Below are 19,880 nucleotides of genomic sequence, written 5' to 3'. Positions count from 1 at the left end.
GCCCTGCACCGGCACGGCACGCCCGCCCACCGCCTGGAGGGCCTGATGATGAAGGTGAGCGAGCGGCTGGGCCTGGAGGCCCGCTTCTTCTCCACGCCCACCTCCATCTTCGCCTCCTTCGGCCCGCCCGAGGACCTGCGCACCAGCCTCATCCGCGTGGAGCCCGGCGACATGGACCTGGAGCGCCTCATCCTCCTGGACATGCTCGCGGACGACGTCATCCACGGGCGCCTCACGCCCGCGGTGGGCGCGCGCCGCGTGGAGGACATCCTCGCCCGGCCTCCGCGCTACGGCCCCGCCCTGCAGCTGCTCTGCTGGATGCTGGCGGGCGCTTCCGCGGCGCTGCTGTTCGGCGGCGGCTGGAAGGAGATGGGCGTCGCCGGCGTCAGCAGCCTGGCCATTGGCGCGCTGGACCTGCTGACCCGCAAGCAGCCGACCACCGCCCGCGTGCTGGAGCCCGTGGCGGCCGTGCTGTCCGCCGCGTTCGCGGGGCTCGCGGCCCACTTCTTCGGCCCGCTGCACGGCGAGGTGGCCACGCTCGCGGGCCTCATCGTCCTGTTGCCCGGCCTCACGCTCACCATCGCCGTCAACGAGGTGGCCACGCGCAACCTCATCTCCGGCACGTCGCGCCTCACCCACGCCGCGCTCATCTTCCTCCAGCTGGGCTTCGGCGCGGCCCTGGGCAGCCGCGTGGCCACGGTGCTGCCTCCCGTGCCCATGCCCACGCCGGCCCTGCCCGCGGTGCTCCCCCCGGGGGTCGCCATCGCCGCGCTCGTGGTGGCGGGCTTCGCCATCGCGGTGCTCTTCCGAGCCCGGCCGCGCGACTGGGGCTGGATTGCCCTGGCCGGCGCCGCCGCCTTCATGGGCGCGCGGCTGGGAGCGCTGCTGCTGGGGCCTCAGCTGGGCGCCTTCGCGGGCGCGCTGCTGCTGGGCATCGGGAGCAACGCGCTGGCGAGGCTGCGCAACCGGCCCGCCGTCACCACCGTGGTGCCGGGGCTGATGCTGCTCGTCCCCGGCAGCGTGGGCTTCCGCAGCCTCGCGTCGCTGCTGGAGCGCGACGTGGTGGCCGGCGTGGACACGGCCTTCTCCATGCTGATGGTCGCGGTGGCGCTGGCGGCGGGCCTGCTGTCCGCCAACGCCATCATGCCTTCGCGCAAGGTGCTCTAAAGGGCCGGCCTCACGCCAGCCGCAGCAGGTACACGCCCGCGAGCGCGACGATGAAGTACGGCACCAGCACCGCCGCGCCCGCGTACTCCTTCGCCATGCGCTGGCCGAAGAAGAGCGCCAGCAGCGACACCGCGGAGAGCACCGCGCCCAGGTACGCGAGGAACGGGTTGCCGTTCATCAGCAGCGCCACCGCGCCCGCCGCGCTCAGCGCCCCGGCCGCCAGCTCCATCAGGGTGATGACCGCCAGCATCGGCGTCACCACGCCCTTCAGGGGCGACTTGGAGAAGTGGCCGGTCAGCCATCCCAGGTTCCCCTTCCAGTCCACGACCTTGTCCAGGCCGGACTGCAGGAAGAGGATGGCCAGGAAGGCGGCGCACAGGAGCTGCGGAAGCCAGAGCGTGAAGCGGGCGGAGTCGAAGGGCGGCATGCGCGCACTCTAGCGCCCCCTCCGCCGCTCCCAAGCCCCGTGAGCAGGCAAGCGGCCGGGCCGAGGGGAATGTTCTGGAGACAATCCGGCCGGGCAGGCTCCCGCCGACAGGTCCGGCTCCCTAACTTGGCAAGGCCATGGCCTCCGATCAGGTATCGCGACGCGTCTTCGTGGGTCTCATCCTGCTGTCCATCGTCCTGTTGTGCCTGGTCATCCGGCCCTTCGCGGAGGCGTTCTTCCTGGCGGCGGTGCTGGCGGGCACCTTCTACGGACTGCACACCCGGCTGAAGAAGCGGCTGCGCGGCCACGGCAACGTGTCCTCCGGGCTCATCGTCAGCGGCATCCTGCTGGCCCTGCTGCTGCCCCTGGGCGGCCTCACCGCCTTCGTCGTCGCGGAGGTGTCCGAGGGCGCGCGCTTCGTGACGGGGGCCGTGCAGAAGGACGGGATGACGGGCCTGGTGGAGAAGCTCCCCAGCGGCATCCAGGGCCCGGTGAGCAAGCTGATTGAGCGGCTCCCGCTGGAGCAGGCCGAACTGGACCAGAAGCTCCAGGAGCAGATGACGACCCAAGGGGGCACCGCCGCCAAGGCCGTGACGGGAGCAGTGGCCGCCACGGGCACCATCATCCTCCAGCTGACGATGATGCTCATCGCCCTCTTCTTCTTCCTCACCGACGGCGCGCGGCTGGTGCAGTGGATCGAGAGCGTGTCGCCGCTCAGGCGCGGACAGACGCGGGAGCTCTTGCGCGAGTTCAAGAGCACCTCCGTGTCGGTGCTCGTCTCCACCATCGCCACCGCGGGCGTCCAGGCCGCGGTCGCGCTCATCGGCTTCCTCATCGTGGGGGTGCCCGCGCCGCTGTTCTTCGCGGGCCTCACGTTCTTCCTCGCCCTCATCCCCGCCGTGGGCGCCGCGGTGGTGGTGCTCTTCGCGGCGGGCCTGATGTTCCTCAGCGGCCACCCGTGGGCGGCCCTCTTCCTGGCCATCTGGGGCGTCGTCGTGGTGGGGCTCGTGGACAACGTCGTCAAGCCGCTGCTGGCCCGGAAGGGCATGAACCAGCACGGCGCCATCGTCTTCTTCGCCCTCTTGGGCGGCCTGGCGGCGTTCGGCGCGGTGGGCCTGCTGCTGGGGCCCCTCATCGTCGCCTTCTTCCTCTCCGTGGTGCGCATCTACGAGCGCGACTACGGCCGGCCCAACGGTCGGATGGGCGACCCGGCCACGCCGGGAGGCCCCATCCAGCCGGGCTCCCAGCATGTCGTGCTCACCACGGAGTCCGGCACGCCCATCACGGACACCGACACGCCGTCCAACCACTGACGGCCCCTGAGCCCCGCTCAGGGCGTGGACTTCACCGGCGCCGCACCCTTCTTCGCGGGGGTCGGCGCCGGAGCCGTTTCCGGCCCCAGCTCCTTGAAGGCCTCGCGCACCCCGTCTGGCGAGCCCGCCACCTGCGCGGCGACACGGCTGGCCTCCGCGGGGGACAGCCGGCCCAGCAGGCTGCGCTCCAGGTGCTGATCCACGAAGGCCTGGGTGGTGTCCTCCTTCAGGTCCACCACCGCCCCCTTCGCGTCCAGCACCGGCACCACGCGCGGCGAATTGAGCAGCAGCACCGTGGGCACGTCCACGGCCTTCACCCGGCGGGCGACCTCGTCGCGCAGCTTCGGGTCGAAGTGGATGCCCTTCTCCTGCACCAGCGCGCGGATGCCCTCGTAGTCGCCGGTGGCCTTGATGACCATCAGCTTGGAGAGCAGCTCGCCCACGGCCTCGCGCATCTTCGCGTAGTCCGGAATCACCAGGTAGGTGCGGCCATTCTCCGTCACCTGCTTCACCGCGCCCTTCTCCTCCAGGAACGTCACCGTCATGTGGTGGCCGCGCTGGTGGTCCTCCTCGAAGGCGTTGCCCGTCTCCACGCGGCGCAGGTTGGTGAGCCCCTCCACCAGGAAGTCCCGGTACATCTGCCGGGCGATGGCCTCGTGGTCCGGCGACAGCTCCGCGAGCGCCGGGTCGAACGCGTGCCACAGCGCGACCAGGTCCGCGCGCGCCTCCTCCAGCGTGTTGTCGTACTCCTTGAGGAAGACGGACGGGGACTGGCCCTTCAACTTCGGATCCACCTGGCCGGAGGCGTGGCCCAGCACTTCGTGGAAGGCCACCAGCCACTTGCGCGCGGTGACGGAGTACTTCTGGGCCTGCTCGCGGTCCTCCGCCGTGCGGGAGAACTCCAGCGCCAGAGGCAGCCGCGTCACGGCGGAGGCGGCGTCCATGACGTTGGTGATCATCACGCTCTTGCTGCCGTACTTCTCCCGGATGTGCTGCTCGTTGGGCAGGTTGATGCCCGCGGGCGGCTCCGGGTTGGACGTGATGAGGTTGATGGCCTTGGCCACCGGCGGCGAGACCTTCTTGCGGCGGTACTTCTGCGGCCAGGGCAGCCGGTCCTCGAAGTACTGGGCCTTCTGGCCCATGAGCACCATGATCTGGTTCTCCGCCGTGTCGCGGTAGTTGACCAGCCCTTCCCACTGTCCCTTGTGGCCGCGCGGGTCGACGTAGGTCTCGATGAAGCCCAGGTTGGCGTCCACCTTCGGGTCCACCTTGAGCCACGCGATGTTGTACGCGTCCCAGTCCTTGGGGCTGCCCGTCTGGAAGTAGCGCACCAGCTTACCCAGCGCGGCCTTGTGCGCGGGCTCGGCGGACTTCATCGCCTCCTGGAGGTGCGCGATGACGCGCGAGAGTTCCTTCGCGTACAGCCCCGGCTTCACCTTGCCGTCCGGCGTGCCCGCGCGGAACACCTGCTCCACCAGCTTGCCGTCCTGCTTCACCACGCGCGAGTTGAGCGGGTACTTCTCCTTGAAGCCCACCAGGTCCTTCTCCGTCACGCCGGGGCCATAGGCCGTGTTGGAGGACGCGGTGAGGAGGTCCTGTCCCGGCGGTGGGGCCTTGGAGGTGAGCTGCGGCTCGAAGGCCGCGTCGAAGAGGGTGGGCGTCAGCTCCTGGAGCCAGGCCTGGAGCGCGGCGTCGTCCTTCACCGTCCAGGGCGCGCCGGCCTTGAGTGCGCGGGAAGCGCCGGCCGCGAGCTGTTCCGCGGTGAAGGCCGGGACGAACTTCTGGCCGGTGGTGCTGTCGTGGTTGCCGCCGTGTCCGTAGAAGCGCAGCAGGTAGTCCGCCAGCTTCGCGTCGAAGCCGGACGCGGAGCTCTGCGCGTCGCGGCCGAAGAGCCAGACGCCCTCCAGCAGCTGCTTCGTCGGCACCAGCTTCCAACCGAGCTGATCCAACGCGATGTCCTCGCCCGCGTGCGCCGCGAGCGTCAGGGACCACGCCACGCGCTTCTCCGCCAGTGACAGCTCCGCGATGCCCGGCGCGAACATCTGGGCCACGGCGGTGTTGCCGGAGCGGGCGCGGAGGAACTTCCCTCCGGGCACGGTGAGGGAGGGCTGCGCGGCCTGCGTGAGGCCGGCGTCAGGCGCCGGGGACTTCTGCGGGGTGGCGGGCGCGGCGGCGAGGACCGCGGCCAGCAGCAGGGGCTTCATGGAGGGCTCCAGGGAGACGTGACGGGACGTGGCTACCCCGCGCGCGGGGTGGACTCAAGCCGCGCGCCGCCGCGCCCCTCACGGCCAGACAGAGCGTGCGGCCGGGGCAGGCAGGGTTCCGCGCCCCGCAAGGAATGCGCGGGATGCCGCCGGCTCGCGCAAGGTTTGCGCCGGGACACCCAGGCGGGATGCGCACCCGCGCCCGGGCCCACCTCCACGGAGGGCACGAGTCCACTCCGGTACGGGGCATGCAGTGTCGAAGGCCGGACAGGTTTCATTCCTCCCCTCCGTTCGAGCCAGCGACCATGACCTCTTCGCTCTCCCTGCGCCGCGCCGTCCTGCTCGCCGCCCTCAGCGCTGCGGGGTGCGCGGGGTCCTCGATGCAGACGCGTGCGGATCCCTCGCCCCCGCTGCCTCCACCTCCCACCTCGGTGGCGCTCACCGTGGGCTATCAGGAGGCGGTGAGGCTGGGGGCCGCGTTCGCGCGGAGCCAGGACCAGGCCCTGGAGCTGGTGATGGCGAAGCAAGGGGAGGCGTCCTGGTGGCTGCGGTACTCCTCGCCGGCGGGCCAGCAGTCCCTGGACCTGCGCGTGGACGGGCAGACAGCGCAGGTGGAGCCCATCCCCCTTCCGCCCTCCGCCGGGGAGCCCTCCCGGTAGCGCGAGACGCCGTTGCGGCGGCCCTCCGGGTCCCCCAGCGCTCCTGAATCGCCTCACTGCACGGTTGTCACGACCCAGACTCCATGGAGGCTCCACTGCCCACCCTCATGATTGTGATTGTCAGCGCGGTGGCCGTGCTCGTGGGGATGATTGCCCATGCCGCTGGCCACCTCACCGCGAACGGGCTGGGACGCCTGGTGCTGCTCGGAGGACTGGCCATCCTGCCGCTGGCCGTCAGCGGTGCCGGGGTCGCGGTGGGCGTGCGCGAATCGAGCCAGACCCAGTTCTGCATGGGTTGCCACGAGATGGAGCGCTACGGGCAGAGCCTGTTCGTGGACAACCCCAACGCCCTGGCCGCGGTCCACTACCAGAAGCGGCTCATCAACCGCGATTCCACCTGCTTCTCCTGCCACACGGACTACGCGCTCTTCGGGGACGCGAAGGCCAAGCTCAACGGCCTGCGGCACGTCTGGGTCCACTACTTCGGGACCATCCCCCCGGAGCCCCGGCTCTACCAGCCGTATCCCAATTACAACTGCCTCCACTGCCACAACGATGCGCGCGGCTACCTGGAGGCCGGGCCGCACCGGGAGCTCCAGGCGGAGCTCCAGAGCGGGGCCCGCTCGTGCCTGAGCTGCCATGACCTCGCGCACGACCTGGAGGGCGTGAAGGCCCAGAACTTCTGGCTGCCGGAGCGGCCGCGTCCATGAGCCACGACAAGCGCATCCGCGTGGCGGCCCTCTTCGTCCTGGCGGGGCTGCTCATCCAACTGTTCGCCCTCCTCTATTGGACGCCCTTGACCTTCGTCATCTCCACGGCCGTGGGCGTGCCCGGGGTCCTGCTGGGGGTCCTGCTCTACGGCGTCACGGTCTGGAAGATCTTGAAGGAGCAAAAGGCCCTATGAGGCGCTCCGCGTCCGACGCCTCGGGGCCGTCCGCGTCCGTCCTCCTTCGCGGGGGACGGTGGCGGGTGGGGCTCGTCGCCCTCCTCCTGTTCACGACTCCCATCTTCGCCGTGAACTCGCCGCAGGACGTCCGGCTGCCTCCGCTCAAGGAGCGCGCCGCGCCCGCTCCGGCGCTGTTCTCCCATTGGGGGCATGGCTCCATGTATTGCTACAGCTGCCACCCCGGCACGTTCCCGCAGGCCCGGCTGGGCTTCACGCATCAGGACATGCGAGAGGGCCGCTACTGCGGGCGCTGCCATGACGGACAGGCCGCCAGGGCCTGGCGCACCATGGAATGCGAGGCGTGCCATGCGCGTCGCTGACCTGGGCACCTGGACGCTGTTCGCCTGCGCGCTGGTGCTGTCCGTCCCAGGCCCCGCGCGAGCGCAGTCGCAGGAGGAGAAGCGGCGGCAGCTCCAGGAGCGGCTGGGCATCAAGCCGCCCCCCGCGCAGGCTGCGCCCGACGCGGGAACGCCGTCTCCCACGGAGGCCGCCAGGCCCCCATCCGCGCCCCCCGCGCGGACGCCCGCCAGCGCGAACCGGCCCCGCGTGCCGGGCTTCGCGGAGGACGTGCGGCCCATCCTGGAGAAGGAGTGCGGGTCCTGCCACGGCCCGGAGGGAATGGCGTCCCGGTCCCGCTGGGTGCTCCGGGGCGAGCCGGCGGACTACGAGGCCACGCTGCGCTTCGTGCAGCCCGCCACCGCCGCCCAGAGCCCGCTGCTCAAGAAGGGCACCGGCACCACGCTTCACGGAGGCAAGAAGGTCTTCGCGGTGGAGTCGGCGGAGTACGCGACGATCCTGCGGTGGATTGAAGGAGGCGCCCCGCCCGGCAAGGCACGCGGCGGCACGACCGCGGCCAGCCCTGGCGCTCCGCATCCCTCCCACGACAGCGCGCCCGCGGCCGCGCATCCTGTTTCCAGTCCAGCGCCCACCGCGCCCGTCGCGGCCACGCCCTCCGTCTCCAACCCGGCGCCATCCGCGTCCGCGAGCGCCGGCCCGCCTTCCGGGGACGCCTCGGCCGCGCCGCGCTTCGCCCCCCAGGTGCACGAGGCCCTGCTGGCGGACTGCTCCAGCTGTCATGCCTCGGACGGGATGGGCGGCGCCAGCCGCTACGTGACCCACGCGGATCCGGAGCAGCACCTGCGTTCGGTGGAGTCCCTGGTGGTGCCCGGCACTGCCGCCAGCAGCATCCTGTACCAGCGCGCGAAGGGCGACTCGCACCCGGGCGGCGCGGTGTGGGAGCCGGGCAGCGCGCAGCTGTCGCTCCTGGCCCGGTGGATTGACGCGGGCGCGTTGGGGACGAACGCACCCGTCACCGCGAACGCCGCCGTGGCCACCGCTCCGCCCACGCCCACCGAGCCCGGGACGGCCGTGGCGCCCCCGGCACCGCCATCCACCCCGGCCAGCCCGCACGCGCCGACGGGCCCTCACGGCGGCGTGCCGCTGGGGACCTTCCCGGTCCTCGGCTCGCTGAGCCTGAACGGACGCTTCGACCTCAACTACGAGCGCGTCAACTACAACGACCACCCCTTCAAGTCGGAGGGCGAGAGCGCGCTGCGCAGCTACCACCACTTCCTCTTCCTGACGCGACAGTCCGCCGAGGATCCGGTGACCCTCACCCTGGAGATGCTTTCGCTCCAGTTCTGGGAGGTGGGCTACCGGATCAACGGGGCGTCGTGGCCGGTGAAGGTGTTCGCCAAGGGGGGTAAGATCCTGGTGCCCTTCGGCGCGGATCCGCTCTTCCACCACAGCTACGGAGGGCTCGCGGGCTTCGACCAGCGGGTGATTCCGGTGGTGTTCGCCCGCGAAGGGCTGACGGTGAACGTGGAGCGCCGCATGGGGCCCATCGCCTTCTCCGGCGACGCCTATGTCATCTCCGGCTACCGGCTGAAGCGCGCGGACGCGGTGCTCAACCTCCAGTCGGACCTGGCACCGCTGGAGGACACCCGCCTGGGCGTCGGGGCGAGGCTTGGCGGCTCCTGGGGCCCCATCAACGTGTGGTACTCGCCCTACTTCAATTCGCTGGGGTTCGGGCGCCGCCTGTTCCTCCAGGCGCTGGACGTGGCGGTGTGGCGTCCGCGCGGGCTTCCGGTGCTGGAGCACTTCTCGCTGGGCGCCGGGCTGCTGCGCGCGGATGTCTCCGGGGGAGAGGCGGAGGGCTACGGCGGGCCGGGCGCGGACTCCTACCACTTCGCCAGCTACCTCCAGCTGCGCTACCACCCCACGGACTGGCTCTACCTCCAGTACCGGCAGGGGCTGCGCACCTTCGGAAACCGGCGAGGCCTCATCCTGGACTCGAACGCGCTCACCCGGGAGGACGCCTCCGGCCACAACGTGGGCGTGGTCGCGCGGTGGCGGGGCTTGAGCGCAGGCCTCTTCCAGTTCTGGAACCTGGAAAAGACAGACGAAACGCCGGACGACTTCACCCGGCTGGTGGTGGCGTATGAGTTCTGACTCCCGCATCCAGACACGGGCCGCGGTCCTCACCGCGATGTTCGCGCTGGCAGTTGGCTGCGCTGACTTCGAGCGTGGCCCCGTCGCCGCCGACGCCGGTGCGCTCCCCACCGACGGCGGTGGCGAAGGGGACGGAGGAGGCGCCGTGTCCTTCGCGAGCGACGTCCATCCGCTCCTCACCACCGGATGCCAGAGCTGCCATCGCAGCGGGGGCGCCGCTGGCAGCACCTCGTTCCTGCTGACGGGCGATGCCGACGCGGACTACGCGGCGGCCATCTCCCTCACGGACACCTCCAATCCCTCCGCCAGCCGGCTGCTGCGCAAGTCCTCCGGCGCGGGCCACGGCGGCGGGGCCGTCTATGGGGAGGGCACCCCGGAGTACCAGACCCTCCTCGCGTGGATCTCCGGAGGCGCTCAACCATGACGCACTTTCTTCCCGAGGAGTCCCCCATGAGACGACCCCTCCTGCTCCTGGCTGGACCGCTGCTCCTGACCTGCGCGCTGAGCGCCTGCGCCAAACTGGAGACGCCCCACCCGGAGCTCGTCACCGACGGCCCGCATTCGGTGCTCGTGGGACAGGCGATCCAGCTCACGGTCACCACGCGCGAGGCCACCGACGACGGATACCACTGGGAGAGCGAGGCCCCGGCCATCGCGACCGTGGACGACTCCGGGCAGGTGACGGGCGTGGGCGCGGGAGAGACCACCATCAAGGTCACCGGCGCGAGCTCCAGGCTGGAGGCGCGCCATGTGGTGGTGGTGATGGGAGGCCTCGCGGGCGACGGCGGAGTCGACCCCAACCAGGTGCCCTACTACCTCGCCTGGTCAGGCTCTCCGCACGCGGACACCACCGCCGAGGCCTTCTCCCACTGGAACGAGGACGGCCTCGTCCCCGCCAGCTGCGCGCGGTGCCACAGCTCGGAGGGCTACATCGACTTCCTGGGCGGTGACGGGTCCGCCCCTGGCAGGGTGGACGCCCCCGCGCCGACGCAGTCCGTGGTCCGCTGCGAGACGTGCCACGACAGCGCCGCCTCCAGCCTGACCGCGGTCACCTTCCCCTCGGGCAAGCAGGTCACCGGCCTGGGCCCGGAGGCGAGGTGCGTGGTGTGTCACCAGGGGCGCGCCGCGGGCAGGGACATCGACGCGCAGGTCGCGGACGCGGGCGTGGTGGGCGAGGACACCGCCTCGCCCGCCCTGGGCTTCACCAACATCCATTACTACCCCGCGGGCGCGACGCTCTTCGCCAGTCAGGCCGCGGGCGGCTATCAGTACGCGGATCAGGTCTACGACTCGCGCTTCCGCCACGTCCCCAGCTTCGACAAGTGCAACGAGTGCCATGACCCGCACACCACGCGGGTCCGCTGGGATGCCTGTGCCACCTGCCACCCCGGCGTGACCGACGTCACGAAGGCCTGGGACATCCGGCAGATTGCCTCGCGCAATCAGGACTACGACGGGGACCACAACCGCACCGAGGGCATCTACTACGAGATCCAGGGCCTGCGGGACCGGCTGCTCGCCGCCATCCAGCGGTACGGCGCGGAGCGGGCCCGGCCCCTCTGCTACGGCAACGCCCACCCCTACTGGTTCCGGGACACCAACGGAGACGGGACCTGCAATCCAGCCGAAGCCACCGCCACCAACGCGTTCGCCGGCTGGACGCCCCGCTTGCAGAAGGCGGCGTACAACTACCAGCTGTCCCGGGTGGACCCGGGCGCGTTCGCGCACAACGCGAAGTACATCATCCAGCTGCTGCATGACTCGACCCAGTCGTTGAACACGGCGCTGAGCGTGCCCTTCGACACGTCGCTGCTGGTGCGCAACGATCCAGGCCACTTCAACGGCGCCAGCAAGGCGGCGCGCAACTGGGACTCGAGCGAGACCGTCCAGGCCAGCTGCTCGCGCTGCCATAGCGGCGCGCAGGGCTACCGCTTCTTCGTCCAGTACGGGGTCGGGCAGCTGGTGCCGGAGACCGCCAACGGCCTGGAGTGCTCCACCTGCCACGAGAACTTCGAACCGGACTACGACGTCTTCGTCCCCGCCCAGACGTGGCTGCCGGACGGCAAGACGGTGAACCTGCCGGGCCAGGACAACCTCTGCGCCAACTGCCACATCGGCCGCGCGTCCAAGGCCACCATCGACACGGCGCTGAGCGCGGGGGGCACGCCGCGCTTCCAGAACGTGCACTACCTGCCGGCCGCGGGGACGCGCGAAGGAACGCTGGCGCGGATCGGCTACGAGTACCCCAACAAGACCTACGCGGGCCGGCTCACGCACATGGGCGGGGTGCAGTGCACCAGCTGCCATGTCCCGGGCAAGAGCAACCACACCTTCCGCATCCAGGACGCGTGGAACGAGCGCTGTGAGACGTGCCACGCGGACCAGAGCGCGGCGGAGCAGATCCGGCTCGTCCACCTGTCGGACTACGACGGCGACGGGAACACCGCGGAGTCCCTGGAGGCGGAGGTGGAGGGCATGGCCGCACGCCTGCTGACCGCCATGCGCGGGGTGACGAACAACGGCCTCTGCTACAACGGCGACGTCAATCCGTACTTCTTCAAGGACACGGACAAGAACGGGGCCTGCAGCGCCACCGAGTCCGTCTCCGCCAACGCGTTCGCGCCGTTCACGCCCGCGCTCGTGAAGGCCGCCCACAACTACCAGCTGAGCAAGAAGGACCCCGGCGCCTGGGCGCACAACTTCAACTACGTCGGGCAGCTCCTCTACGACAGCGTGGAGGACCTCACGGGGGCGGCCCCCTTGAACATGCAGCGGCCTTGAGGCTGGAATCCGCGCTCGAGCACCGTCGCTCGCCGGGACACGCCCGGCGAGCACGGTCGCCGAGGAACGCGGACCGATGAAGCCCTACCTGTTCTCCCAGCCCTCCAAGCCGTCGCGCCTGGCCCGCCTGGCGTCGCTCGTCCCCCTGCTCATGCTGCTGGGGGGACCGGTCGCCTGTGGCGATGACGAACCGAACGAGCCGCGTCCCGACAGCGGCACCCAGACCGTGGACGGCGGCTCGGACGCGGGCCCCGATGCGGGCGCGGACGCGGGCACCGATGCGGGCACGGACGTGGACGCGGGCTCCGATGCAGGCACGGACGTGGACGCGGGCTCCGATGCAGGCACGGACGTGGACGCGGGCTCCGATGCGGGCACGGAGAGCGATGCCGGCACGGAGGCCGATGCGGGCACGGACGGCGGCGTGGTGGCGTGCACCCCGAGCGGCTGGGTCGACACGCCCCCGGACCTGAGCGTCATCCAGAACACGTCGCTGGACATCCGGACCCGGCTGGAGGCCATCCCGGGCATCATCGTGGACCAGGACCGGACCGGCGGCAGTGTCCCCGCGGGCTACCGGCACTTCGTCCTGCGATACAACCAGCCGTCGGACCACGCCCACCCGGAGTGTCAGCGCTTCGAGCAGCGCTTGACGCTGATGCACAAGGCGGACGCCAGCCCGATGGTGCTCTCCACCAGCGGCTACAACGTCTCCACCGGCACCGGCCGCTCGGAGCCCACGCAGCTCCTGTCCGCCAACCAGGTCGCCGTGGAGCACCGCTTCTTCCCGCCGAGCATTCCGTCGCCCGCGGACTGGAGCCAGCTCACCATCCGCCAGTCCGCGGATGACTTCCACCGCATCGTCCAGGCGCTCAAGCCCATCTACACCGGCAAGTGGGTGTCCACCGGCGGCAGCAAGGGCGGCGAGACGGTGGTGTTCTTCCGCCGCTTCCACCCGGACGACGTGGACGCCACCGTGGCGTACGTGGCGCCCATCGCCCTGCGCAACGACGAGCGCTTCGTGACGTTCCAGGACACCGTGGGCGGTGACGCGCAGCTGGCCTGCCGCGAGCGGCTGTGGGCCTTCCAGCGTGAAGTGCTCTCGCGCCGGAGCCAGATGCTCTCCCTCGTGGACGCCTACGCCGCGAGCAACAATCTGACGTACTCGCAGCTGGGCCGGGAGCTGGTGCTGGAGCACGCCGCCATCGAGACCTACTTCGCCTTCTGGCAGTACGACTCCGCGGCGAACTGCAACCGGAACATCCCCACCGCCACCGCCACGGACCAGGAGCTGTTCGACGCGATGGACTACGCGGTGGGCATGGGGTCGTTCGCGGACTCAGGCATCACCCCGTACGCCGCCTACTACTACCAGGCCGCGGCGGAGCTGGGCTGGCCCCAGCCCTATGAGAAGCACCTGGGCGCGCTCATCCACTTCCCGGACACCGACACCGGCGAGGTGTACTCGCCGCCAGGCATCCCGTTCGTGTTCCGTCCCGAGGCCATGCCGGACATCCAGGACTGGGTTTCCTCCCAGGGACAGCGCCTGATGTTCATCTACGGCAGCTACGATCCGTGGACGGCGGCAGCCTACGTGCTGGGCAATTCGCAGGACTCCTACCTGTACACGGTGGAGGGCGGAAACCACAACGCGCGCATCAGCCAGCTCCCGGCGGCCCAGCAGGCGGAGGCGAAGGCCAACCTCAACCGTTGGATGGGCATCGCCCCGCTGAAGCGCGCTCCCAAGTACCTCCGGTCGGAGGAGCCGCCTGACTTCGGGCCCCACGTGCCGCCCCGTCTGCGCGCGGCGACGCAAAACTAGTCCGACAGTCGGACAGGTCGCGGGCCGTCCCGGTGTACTCCGGGGCGGCCCGTCGTCTTTTCAGCGGCCCATCTTGTACGGCCCGCCCCGCTCCAGCGCCCGCTGGTACGCGGGGCGCGCATGGAGCCGGTCGAGGTAGGCCGTGAGGTTCGGCAGCGCCGCCAGCAAACGGAAGGACTTCGCGGCCTCCAGCACGAAGCTCAGCTGGATGTCCGCGCCAGTCAGCCCGTTGCCCACCAGGTACTCACGGCCCTGAAGCACCCCCTCCAGGTAGTCCAGGTGGTTCTTCAGCTCGGAGTCGATGCGCGGCTTGATGGGCGCCGCGGCGTCGCCCAGCCGCTTCACGTAGAGCAGCTGCACGATGGGCAGCATCGCGGAGCCTTCCGCGTAGTGCAGGAAGTGCGTGTAGCGGTCCAGGTCCTCCGGCGCGGGCGACAACCGGCCCTGGCCATGCTTGCGGATCAGCGATTCGATGATGGCGCCGGACTCCGCCAGCACCCGGCCGTCGTCCTCCACCAGCGGCGACTTGCCCAGCGGGTGGACGGCCTTGAGCTCCGGCGGAGCGAACCCCGTCTTCGGGTCACGCTCGTAGCGGACGACCTCGTAGTCGAGCCCCAACTCCTCCAGGAGCCAGAGGATGCGCTGCGAGCGGGATTCGGAGAGGTGATGGACCTTCAGCATGATGGGAGGGCTCCTCGCGTCCGGAAGCAGGACGTTCCGGGGGCACACTCTCCCAGGTCGCTCCTCCGGACCAGCGTCGTCCGGAGGAGCGGTGTTCAGGACTAGAACGCGGCGCCGCTGGCGCGCTTGCCAGGAGAGCTCGTCAGGCTGGACACGCCCGTGTGCAGCACGAAGCTGGCCGTGGAGGACGCGTCCGGGCTGCGGTTGGCGGACACGCCGTCCGTGCCCGCGAGCGACGAGGCGAACGTGGCCGTGCTCACCACGGTGCCCGCGCTGTTCTTCACCGTGACGGTGTCACCGCTGTTGCCCAGGTTCAGCTGGCCCGTGGACGCGGCCACCGCACCTGGCGTGCCGGACGGGATGCCAGACGCACCGCCGAACACCACCACCGCCTTGCCCGCCGCCACCGAGGTGCCGCTGGCGAAGGTGTGGCGCACGGCCGTGCCGTCCGACACCGTCCAGCCGCTCAGGTCCACCGCCGCCGTGCCGCTGTTGAGCAACTCCACGAACTCGCCGTTCACGTCCGAACCCGGCTCGTTGATGAGCACCTCGTTGATGAACACGTTGCCCGTGCCACCGGTGCCGCCCGTGGTGATGGTGAAGGCCGCGTTGGACAGGTCGGTGACGGTGGCGTTGCTCGCGTCGCTCACGCGCACCCACGCGGTGGTGCTGGCGCTGGAGGGCACCGTCCACGCCACGCTGCCGGAGGACGCGCCCGTGCTGGACGTGATGGTGGTCCAGGTGGAACCGTTCAGCGAGTACTCCACCTTCACGTTGGAGACGCCAGACGCCGTCCAGGTGATGGTGCGCGCCGAGCCGGCCGTCCAACTCTCACCGCCGTTGGGCGACAGCACCGTCACGGAGGAGGACGTCGCGCCGTCCCCCGGGATGAGGAAGTCCTTGATGACGCCCATGTGCTGCATGCCGGACGCGCCGCTGTCGCCCGACAGCGCCGGGGAGATGTCGGACAGGGGCGAGTACACGCGCGTGTCCACCACCAGGCCGTTGGCGAAGGTGCTGGAGCCCATCACCACCGACGTCTGGTAGGCGCGCAGGTCGTTGTCCACCAGCACGTGGTCGTACGGCGAGCTGCGGCCCGCGTTGGTGTTGGTGTTGCCATTCTTGTCCGCCGGGTACGGCGACGCCGTGGACACCACGCTGGAGAAGGTGCTGAAGGTCGCCTCGCTGCGGCTGCCGGTGTTGAAGTCACCACCGATGACCAGGTAGTCGCTGGCGGGCACGTTGGCGTTGATGAACTTCACCAGGTTGTTCGCTTCCGTGTTGCGGACGCTGGAGCTGGTGGTCAGCAGGTGCACGCTGATGGCCCACAGGTCCTTGGGCCCCGGGATGTCGATGCGCGCCCACGCGAAGTCGCGGTTGGACACCTGCGTGTCGTCCCACTCTCCGGCGGCGATGATGGGGTAGCGGCTGATGATGCCGTTCGGAATCTGCGCACCGGCCTCTCGGTAGTACGAGAAGCCCGTGCCGAAGGCCGTGTCCACGAAGGCGCGGATGTCCGCCGCGGAGTCCGTCTGGTAGTTGAACTCCTGAATCATCACGACGTCCGCGTCCGTGCCCTGGAAGATGCGGAGGCCGTGGCCCGGGTTGTAGTCCTGCCCATTGCCGCTGCTCAGGTTGGCCGCCATCAGGCGCAGCCGCACGTTCGCCAGCGAGTCCTCACGCGCGACGAGCTCCGGCGCCGTCTCCTCCGCGTCCGCCTCCACGGAGCCACCGCACGCGCTGAGCGCCGCGCACACCAGCGTGAAGGACCACGTACGCCAGGAGGCGGCAGGCCGCCGGAAGAGGTCTTGTTTCAGGCTCACGATGTTTCATCCTGCTCCCGGAGAACCCGGGAGCCGTAGAGGGTCAGGGACGTCACGGCAGCGCCGCGGACGCAGTATTCCGCGTACACGACGCCACCGCCGTTTATCCGTCACATTCCTTGAAACGTTTCGTGAGCGGCGCATCCCCCCCGGCAGGGACGCGCAATGTTACGCATTGTTACATGGCTGCCGTGGTGGACAGCGCGACGAAGGCGTAGCGCAGACCCTTGCCCAGGGTGACGAAGACGACGAAGGGAAAGGGGCGCACGCCCACGAAGCCGCCCGCGAGCACGAACGCGTCGCCCAGGATGGGCAGCCACGACATGAGCAGGGCGGGAGCGCCCCAGGTGCGCAGGTTCGCCTCCACGCGCGCCATGCGCGGGCCTTCCTTCTCCCGGCGGCGCGACACCCAGCGGCCCACGGCCCCGCCTCCGCCGCGCGACACCCACTGCCCCAGGATGTAGAGCGTCACCGCGCCCAGCACGTTCCCCACGGTGGCCACCACGGTGGCCATCACCGGCGGCGTGCCGTTGTAGATGAGGGCGGCGAGCATCGCCTCGGAGGGCACCGGCACCACGGAGCCCGCCAGCATGGCGACGAAGAACATCCCGGGAAGGCCCCAGGTGGACAGGATGGACGGCTCGGCGGGCATGGGCGGCCTGGGCCATACACCCGGCACGGGGCGTTCGTCTTGTGCGGCGTCAGCGCTCCCCTGCCCGCCACCCTGGCCCGCGGGGCCGGAGGCTGTCCGGCGACGCGGCCCTCCCAGGGGCAGGGGTTGTAGGCCCGGGTGGGGGTCCCCATCGTCCCCGCCATGCGACGCTCGACGCGCGAACGGTCAGGACTGCGGTCCATCGATACGGAGGACGAGCGGATCGCCTCCCTGCTGGTGGCGGAGAACCCGGCGCTGCACTTCGAGGGCTCCCGGAACCTGGTGGTGCGGCTGCGCGACGGACGCACCTTCGTCCTCACCGTGCTCACCCTGGAGGCGCTGGAGGCACGGCTGGGAGGCGCGCCGTCCTACGTGGCGACCCGCATGGTCCTGGTGCGGCGACTGTCTGACGGCGCCCTGATCCACGCGGTGCGCTCCGCGCTGGACCAGGGGCTGGAGCACTTCGGCACGCTCCAGCCGCCGATTGAAGAATGAAGCGCCGGCTCAGGGCGCGGGAGCCCCGGTGAGCTTCCCCGCCACCTTGCGACCCTGGCGCCACACGCCGGTGATGTTCAGCTCGCGGTGCTCCGCGTAGCCGGGGATGCGCAGCGGGGTGGTGCCGGAGTCCGTGCCGAAGGCCGCGTCCACGGGCTGGTCGCGGACGCCGTGGGCGATGATGTCCACGCCCGCGTCCACCACGGCCTTCGCGTCCTCCAGGTCGTGGATGTGGGCGGCGACGCGCAGGCCCTGCTTGTGGGACTCGTCGATGACGGCCTTGTAGATGTCCGGCTTCATCTTCGGGAGCTTGCCCAGGAACGTGTCCACCCAGACCTTCACCAGGTCCACGCGGTTCTTCGCCAGCGTGCGCACGGCGGCGCGGGCCTCCTCCACCGTGGTGGGGCGGAAGAGCTGATCCGGCGCGCTGTTCGTCATCGCCTGGGGAGGCCCGCCCTCCGGCACGCCAATGCCCTGCCCCGCGCCGAAGAGGTCCGCGCCGGTGAAGGAGTCCGCGTGGGCCTCCTTGCGCAGCTCGTTGAACAGCGCCCGGTTCATCCCGAGCGCCGTCACGGTGGTGACGCCGTACGCGGCGAACTGGCGCAGCTGCTTCTCGACGTTCTCCCGCGTGTAGTTCTGGGAGCCCGTGGTGGTGCCGGACGTCTGGCCCACGTGGCTGTGGTCGGAGATGAGGCCGGGCAGGAGCGTCTGGCCCTTGAAGTCGATGACCTCCGCGCCCTTGGGCACCTTGACGTTGATGGCGAGCCCCACGGAAACAATCTTCCCGTCGCGCACCACCACGGAGCCCCCCTCCAGCGGCTGCCCCCCGGAGCCATCCAGCACCGTGCCGCCCTGGAAGACGACGGTGCGCGAGGCGGCGGGCGCCGCGCTGGCGGACAGCGGCAGCGCGAGGGCGAGCAGGGCGGCGGTCAGGCAACGCGAGCGCATCAGGAAGGTCTCCAGGGGGAAGAGGGAAACCCTAGGAGCGCGTCCGGGTGGCGACAACCCTTCGTGGCGGCGACTGTCGTGACGTCGGTGCTACAGGCCGGGCGCACGGTGGGAACCCAACGCCGCATCGCGGCGCGCGAGCGACTTCCACCGGGAAACACGGCGCCGTGATTATGCTGCCCGCCCGATGGATGAACCCGGCCTGCAATATCCCGGAGAAGCCCTGCGAGGGTGGCTCCGGCAGTTCGCCAAGACGCCGCTCGCCGAGCCGACGCTGAAGCTGCTGGTCGTGCTGGCGGACACGGTGTTCTTCGCGAGCCTGGGCCGCGAGGAGGGCGAGGCCACGCGCGTGCGCATCGCGTATCACGCGCAGGGGCTGCAGGGCCTGCAGGCGGTGCGTGAGACGGTCTACATCGGCGGACAGAAGGGCAAGCGGCAGGCGTGGGAGACGCTGCCGCTGGAGGCCAAATCGAGCATCACCGACTTCAGCGTGGAGGCGCTGGTGAAGCTGGCGCCCGCGGCGAACCTGCCGCGCACGGCGGTGGTGGTAGGGCCGCGAGACGGCAAGCTGCGCATCCAGGGGCTGGCGCGCCGGGTGGAGTACACGGAGTTCCACGCCGAGGGCGAGGAGGACGTCTTCATCCTGCACGCGCCGGAGCCGGGCCACCTGGTGGTGAGCACGCAGGGGCGAGAGGTGTTCCGCTACGAGCAGGGCGCGCCGGTGCCGCCGGGCCGTCGAGTGGCGTTGCACGACCTGCTCTTCCACGAGGACAGCGCGGTGCGCGCGGCGCTGATGGAGATGTGCGCCACGCTGGTGGAGTCCCTGCCCAAGGTGCAGCCGCTGATGGGCGGCAACCGCGAGTGGTACGTGTCCAACGCGGTGCAGGGGCTCATCCGGAGGATGGCGGGTCTGCACCACGGAGGGCTCATCGCGTTCCTGCCCAAGCAGCACGACGTGGAGCGCTTCCGGGCGCGAGGCAAGTACGTCCTGCCGCCGGAGCAGGGCTCGTTGTTGCGCCAGCGGTTGCAGCGCTTCGTGCAGGCGAGGGCGGATCTCATCAACGGCGCCTGGCAGGCGGAGGCCGGCAAGGCGGCGGAGGAGGAAGAGGATCCGGAGTTGAAGAAGGCCGCGGCCGAGCACGACGACAAGGTGACGGAGAGCGACTTCCAGGCGCTGGTGGAGAGCATCGGGCAGTTCACGGCGGTGGACAACGCGCTGGTGCTGGGGCCGGAGCTGGAGGTGCTCTGCGCGGGGTATCAGATTGCGCTCCCGAGAAGCGGCCCGCCGCAGGTCTTCGAAGCGCGAACGCTCCAGGGGCGTCCCGGGCCGCACTACCCCATCCACCAGCACGGCTCGCGCCACCGGGCCGCGGCCGTCTTCGCGAATCAGCACTCCGGAGCCATCGTGTTCGTGGCATCCCAGGACGGCCCGCTCCGCTGCCTGCACCGGCCACCCGGCAAGAAGAAGGTGCTGCTCTGGAGCCTCCTGCTGACGGAGGACTGAGGCCGGA

18 protein-coding genes are annotated in these 19,880 nt (G+C 70.6%); 12 read left to right on the top strand and 6 right to left on the bottom strand.

All coding sequences use genetic code 11. From position 1 onward, the window contains the following. Positions 1-1,167 (top strand): threonine/serine exporter ThrE family protein (locus D7Y15_RS21020; RefSeq protein WP_148712824.1); only part of this gene is annotated, 1,167 nt, incomplete at its 5' end. 10 nt (positions 1,168-1,177) lie between these two features. Here the strand turns inward: D7Y15_RS21020 and D7Y15_RS21015 are convergent. After that, positions 1,178-1,594, bottom strand: a complete 417-nt coding sequence (locus D7Y15_RS21015; RefSeq protein WP_121753719.1) for a DoxX family protein — start codon at positions 1,592-1,594, stop codon at positions 1,178-1,180. Between the two features lie 137 nt (positions 1,595-1,731). Here D7Y15_RS21015 and D7Y15_RS21010 point away from each other — a divergent pair, with 137 nt between their 5' ends. Beyond that, positions 1,732-2,907 carry an AI-2E family transporter gene (locus tag D7Y15_RS21010; RefSeq protein ID WP_121753718.1) on the top strand — a complete coding sequence of 392 codons (1,176 nt, stop codon included), beginning with the start codon at positions 1,732-1,734 and terminating at the stop codon, positions 2,905-2,907. 17 nt (positions 2,908-2,924) lie between these two features. On the opposite strand, the gene D7Y15_RS21005 is transcribed toward D7Y15_RS21010, so the two are convergent. After that, positions 2,925-5,111, bottom strand: coding sequence for a peptidase (locus D7Y15_RS21005; RefSeq protein ID WP_121753717.1), 2,187 nt, complete (start codon positions 5,109-5,111; stop codon positions 2,925-2,927). A 305-nt stretch (positions 5,112-5,416) separates the two neighbouring features. On the opposite strand from D7Y15_RS21005, the gene D7Y15_RS21000 reads away from it, so the two are divergent. The 8 genes from D7Y15_RS21000 (at position 5,417) to D7Y15_RS20970 (ending at position 13,770) form a co-directional block, all read left to right on the top strand. Next, on the top strand, positions 5,417-5,770 hold the full coding sequence (locus D7Y15_RS21000; protein ID WP_121753716.1) for a hypothetical protein: 354 nt from the start codon (positions 5,417-5,419) through the stop codon (positions 5,768-5,770). Between the two features lie 107 nt (positions 5,771-5,877). Continuing rightward, a complete protein-coding gene (locus D7Y15_RS20995) occupies positions 5,878-6,480 on the top strand; it encodes a NapC/NirT family cytochrome c (RefSeq protein ID WP_158629083.1) in 603 nt (200 codons plus the stop codon). Next, positions 6,477-6,674 carry a hypothetical protein gene (locus D7Y15_RS20990; protein WP_120576090.1) on the top strand — a complete coding sequence of 66 codons (198 nt, stop codon included), beginning with the start codon at positions 6,477-6,479 and terminating at the stop codon, positions 6,672-6,674. Before D7Y15_RS20995 ends, D7Y15_RS20990 begins: the two co-directional genes overlap by 4 nt. Beyond that, complete coding sequence (locus D7Y15_RS20985; RefSeq protein WP_120576091.1) at positions 6,671-7,036, top strand: c(7)-type cytochrome triheme domain-containing protein; 366 nt, start codon at positions 6,671-6,673, stop codon at positions 7,034-7,036. The genes D7Y15_RS20990 and D7Y15_RS20985 overlap by 4 nt, the downstream gene beginning before the upstream one ends. Next, on the top strand, positions 7,023-9,167 hold the full coding sequence (locus tag D7Y15_RS44735) for a hypothetical protein (RefSeq protein ID WP_158629082.1): 2,145 nt from the start codon (positions 7,023-7,025) through the stop codon (positions 9,165-9,167). Before D7Y15_RS20985 ends, D7Y15_RS44735 begins: the two co-directional genes overlap by 14 nt. Further along, a complete protein-coding gene (locus D7Y15_RS44730; protein ID WP_158624373.1) occupies positions 9,157-9,591 on the top strand; it encodes a hypothetical protein in 435 nt (144 codons plus the stop codon). Before D7Y15_RS44735 ends, D7Y15_RS44730 begins: the two co-directional genes overlap by 11 nt. 26 nt (positions 9,592-9,617) lie before the next feature. After that, the gene (locus tag D7Y15_RS20975) at positions 9,618-11,948 is read left to right on the top strand and encodes an Ig-like domain-containing protein (protein ID WP_158629081.1); all 2,331 of its coding nucleotides are present in this window, start codon (positions 9,618-9,620) and stop codon (positions 11,946-11,948) included. A 76-nt stretch (positions 11,949-12,024) separates the two neighbouring features. Next, positions 12,025-13,770, top strand: a complete 1,746-nt coding sequence (locus D7Y15_RS20970; protein ID WP_121753713.1) for a S28 family serine protease — start codon at positions 12,025-12,027, stop codon at positions 13,768-13,770. 60 nt (positions 13,771-13,830) lie between these two features. Here D7Y15_RS20970 and D7Y15_RS20965 read toward each other — a convergent pair whose 3' ends face one another. The 3 genes from D7Y15_RS20965 to D7Y15_RS20955 form a co-directional block, all read right to left on the bottom strand. Then, positions 13,831-14,451 carry a glutathione S-transferase family protein gene (locus D7Y15_RS20965; protein WP_120576119.1) on the bottom strand — a complete coding sequence of 207 codons (621 nt, stop codon included), beginning with the start codon at positions 14,449-14,451 and terminating at the stop codon, positions 13,831-13,833. A gap of 101 nt (positions 14,452-14,552) precedes the next feature. After that, positions 14,553-16,274, bottom strand: coding sequence for a lamin tail domain-containing protein (locus D7Y15_RS20960; RefSeq protein ID WP_121753712.1), 1,722 nt, complete (start codon positions 16,272-16,274; stop codon positions 14,553-14,555). A gap of 178 nt (positions 16,275-16,452) precedes the next feature. Continuing rightward, positions 16,453-16,926: a YqaA family protein gene (locus D7Y15_RS20955; RefSeq protein ID WP_120599380.1), complete on the bottom strand. Its 474-nt coding sequence runs from the start codon at positions 16,924-16,926 to the stop codon at positions 16,453-16,455. A gap of 162 nt (positions 16,927-17,088) precedes the next feature. On the opposite strand from D7Y15_RS20955, the gene D7Y15_RS20950 reads away from it, so the two are divergent. Then, the gene (locus D7Y15_RS20950; protein ID WP_148712823.1) at positions 17,089-17,421 is read left to right on the top strand and encodes a hypothetical protein; all 333 of its coding nucleotides are present in this window, start codon (positions 17,089-17,091) and stop codon (positions 17,419-17,421) included. 9 nt (positions 17,422-17,430) lie between these two features. On the opposite strand, the gene D7Y15_RS20945 is transcribed toward D7Y15_RS20950, so the two are convergent. Continuing rightward, positions 17,431-18,369, bottom strand: coding sequence for an amidohydrolase family protein (locus D7Y15_RS20945; protein WP_121753710.1), 939 nt, complete (start codon positions 18,367-18,369; stop codon positions 17,431-17,433). A 187-nt stretch (positions 18,370-18,556) separates the two neighbouring features. On the opposite strand from D7Y15_RS20945, the gene D7Y15_RS20940 reads away from it, so the two are divergent. After that, positions 18,557-19,873, top strand: a complete 1,317-nt coding sequence (locus tag D7Y15_RS20940) for a putative sensor domain DACNV-containing protein (protein WP_120576098.1) — start codon at positions 18,557-18,559, stop codon at positions 19,871-19,873. Positions 19,874-19,880 lie beyond the last annotated feature (7 nt).

Source organism: Corallococcus sp. AB030, assembly GCF_003668965.1.
GTDB lineage: Bacteria > Myxococcota > Myxococcia > Myxococcales > Myxococcaceae > Corallococcus > Corallococcus exiguus.
Note: the sequence above shows the minus strand (reverse complement) of the source record. Positions and strands in the feature narration are given on the sequence as shown.

Excerpts from the sequence above, each read along its gene's own strand:
- D7Y15_RS21015 (WP_121753719.1), bottom strand. The coding sequence starts at position 1,594 with ATGCCGCCCTTCGACTCCGCCCGCTTCACGCTCTGGCTTCCGCAGCTC.
- D7Y15_RS21010 (WP_121753718.1), top strand. The coding sequence starts at position 1,732 with ATGGCCTCCGATCAGGTATCGCGACGCGTCTTCGTGGGTCTCATCCTG.
- D7Y15_RS21005 (WP_121753717.1), bottom strand. The coding sequence starts at position 5,111 with ATGAAGCCCCTGCTGCTGGCCGCGGTCCTCGCCGCCGCGCCCGCCACC.
- D7Y15_RS21000 (WP_121753716.1), top strand. The coding sequence starts at position 5,417 with ATGACCTCTTCGCTCTCCCTGCGCCGCGCCGTCCTGCTCGCCGCCCTC.
- D7Y15_RS20995 (WP_158629083.1), top strand. The coding sequence starts at position 5,878 with ATGATTGTGATTGTCAGCGCGGTGGCCGTGCTCGTGGGGATGATTGCC.
- D7Y15_RS20990 (WP_120576090.1), top strand. The coding sequence starts at position 6,477 with ATGAGCCACGACAAGCGCATCCGCGTGGCGGCCCTCTTCGTCCTGGCG.
- D7Y15_RS20985 (WP_120576091.1), top strand. The coding sequence starts at position 6,671 with ATGAGGCGCTCCGCGTCCGACGCCTCGGGGCCGTCCGCGTCCGTCCTC.
- D7Y15_RS44735 (WP_158629082.1), top strand. The coding sequence starts at position 7,023 with ATGCGCGTCGCTGACCTGGGCACCTGGACGCTGTTCGCCTGCGCGCTG.
- D7Y15_RS44730 (WP_158624373.1), top strand. The coding sequence starts at position 9,157 with ATGAGTTCTGACTCCCGCATCCAGACACGGGCCGCGGTCCTCACCGCG.
- D7Y15_RS20975 (WP_158629081.1), top strand. The coding sequence starts at position 9,618 with ATGAGACGACCCCTCCTGCTCCTGGCTGGACCGCTGCTCCTGACCTGC.
- D7Y15_RS20970 (WP_121753713.1), top strand. The coding sequence starts at position 12,025 with ATGAAGCCCTACCTGTTCTCCCAGCCCTCCAAGCCGTCGCGCCTGGCC.
- D7Y15_RS20965 (WP_120576119.1), bottom strand. The coding sequence starts at position 14,451 with ATGCTGAAGGTCCATCACCTCTCCGAATCCCGCTCGCAGCGCATCCTC.
- D7Y15_RS20955 (WP_120599380.1), bottom strand. The coding sequence starts at position 16,926 with ATGCCCGCCGAGCCGTCCATCCTGTCCACCTGGGGCCTTCCCGGGATG.
- D7Y15_RS20950 (WP_148712823.1), top strand. The coding sequence starts at position 17,089 with ATGCGACGCTCGACGCGCGAACGGTCAGGACTGCGGTCCATCGATACG.
- D7Y15_RS20945 (WP_121753710.1), bottom strand. The coding sequence starts at position 18,369 with ATGCGCTCGCGTTGCCTGACCGCCGCCCTGCTCGCCCTCGCGCTGCCG.
- D7Y15_RS20940 (WP_120576098.1), top strand. The coding sequence starts at position 18,557 with ATGGATGAACCCGGCCTGCAATATCCCGGAGAAGCCCTGCGAGGGTGG.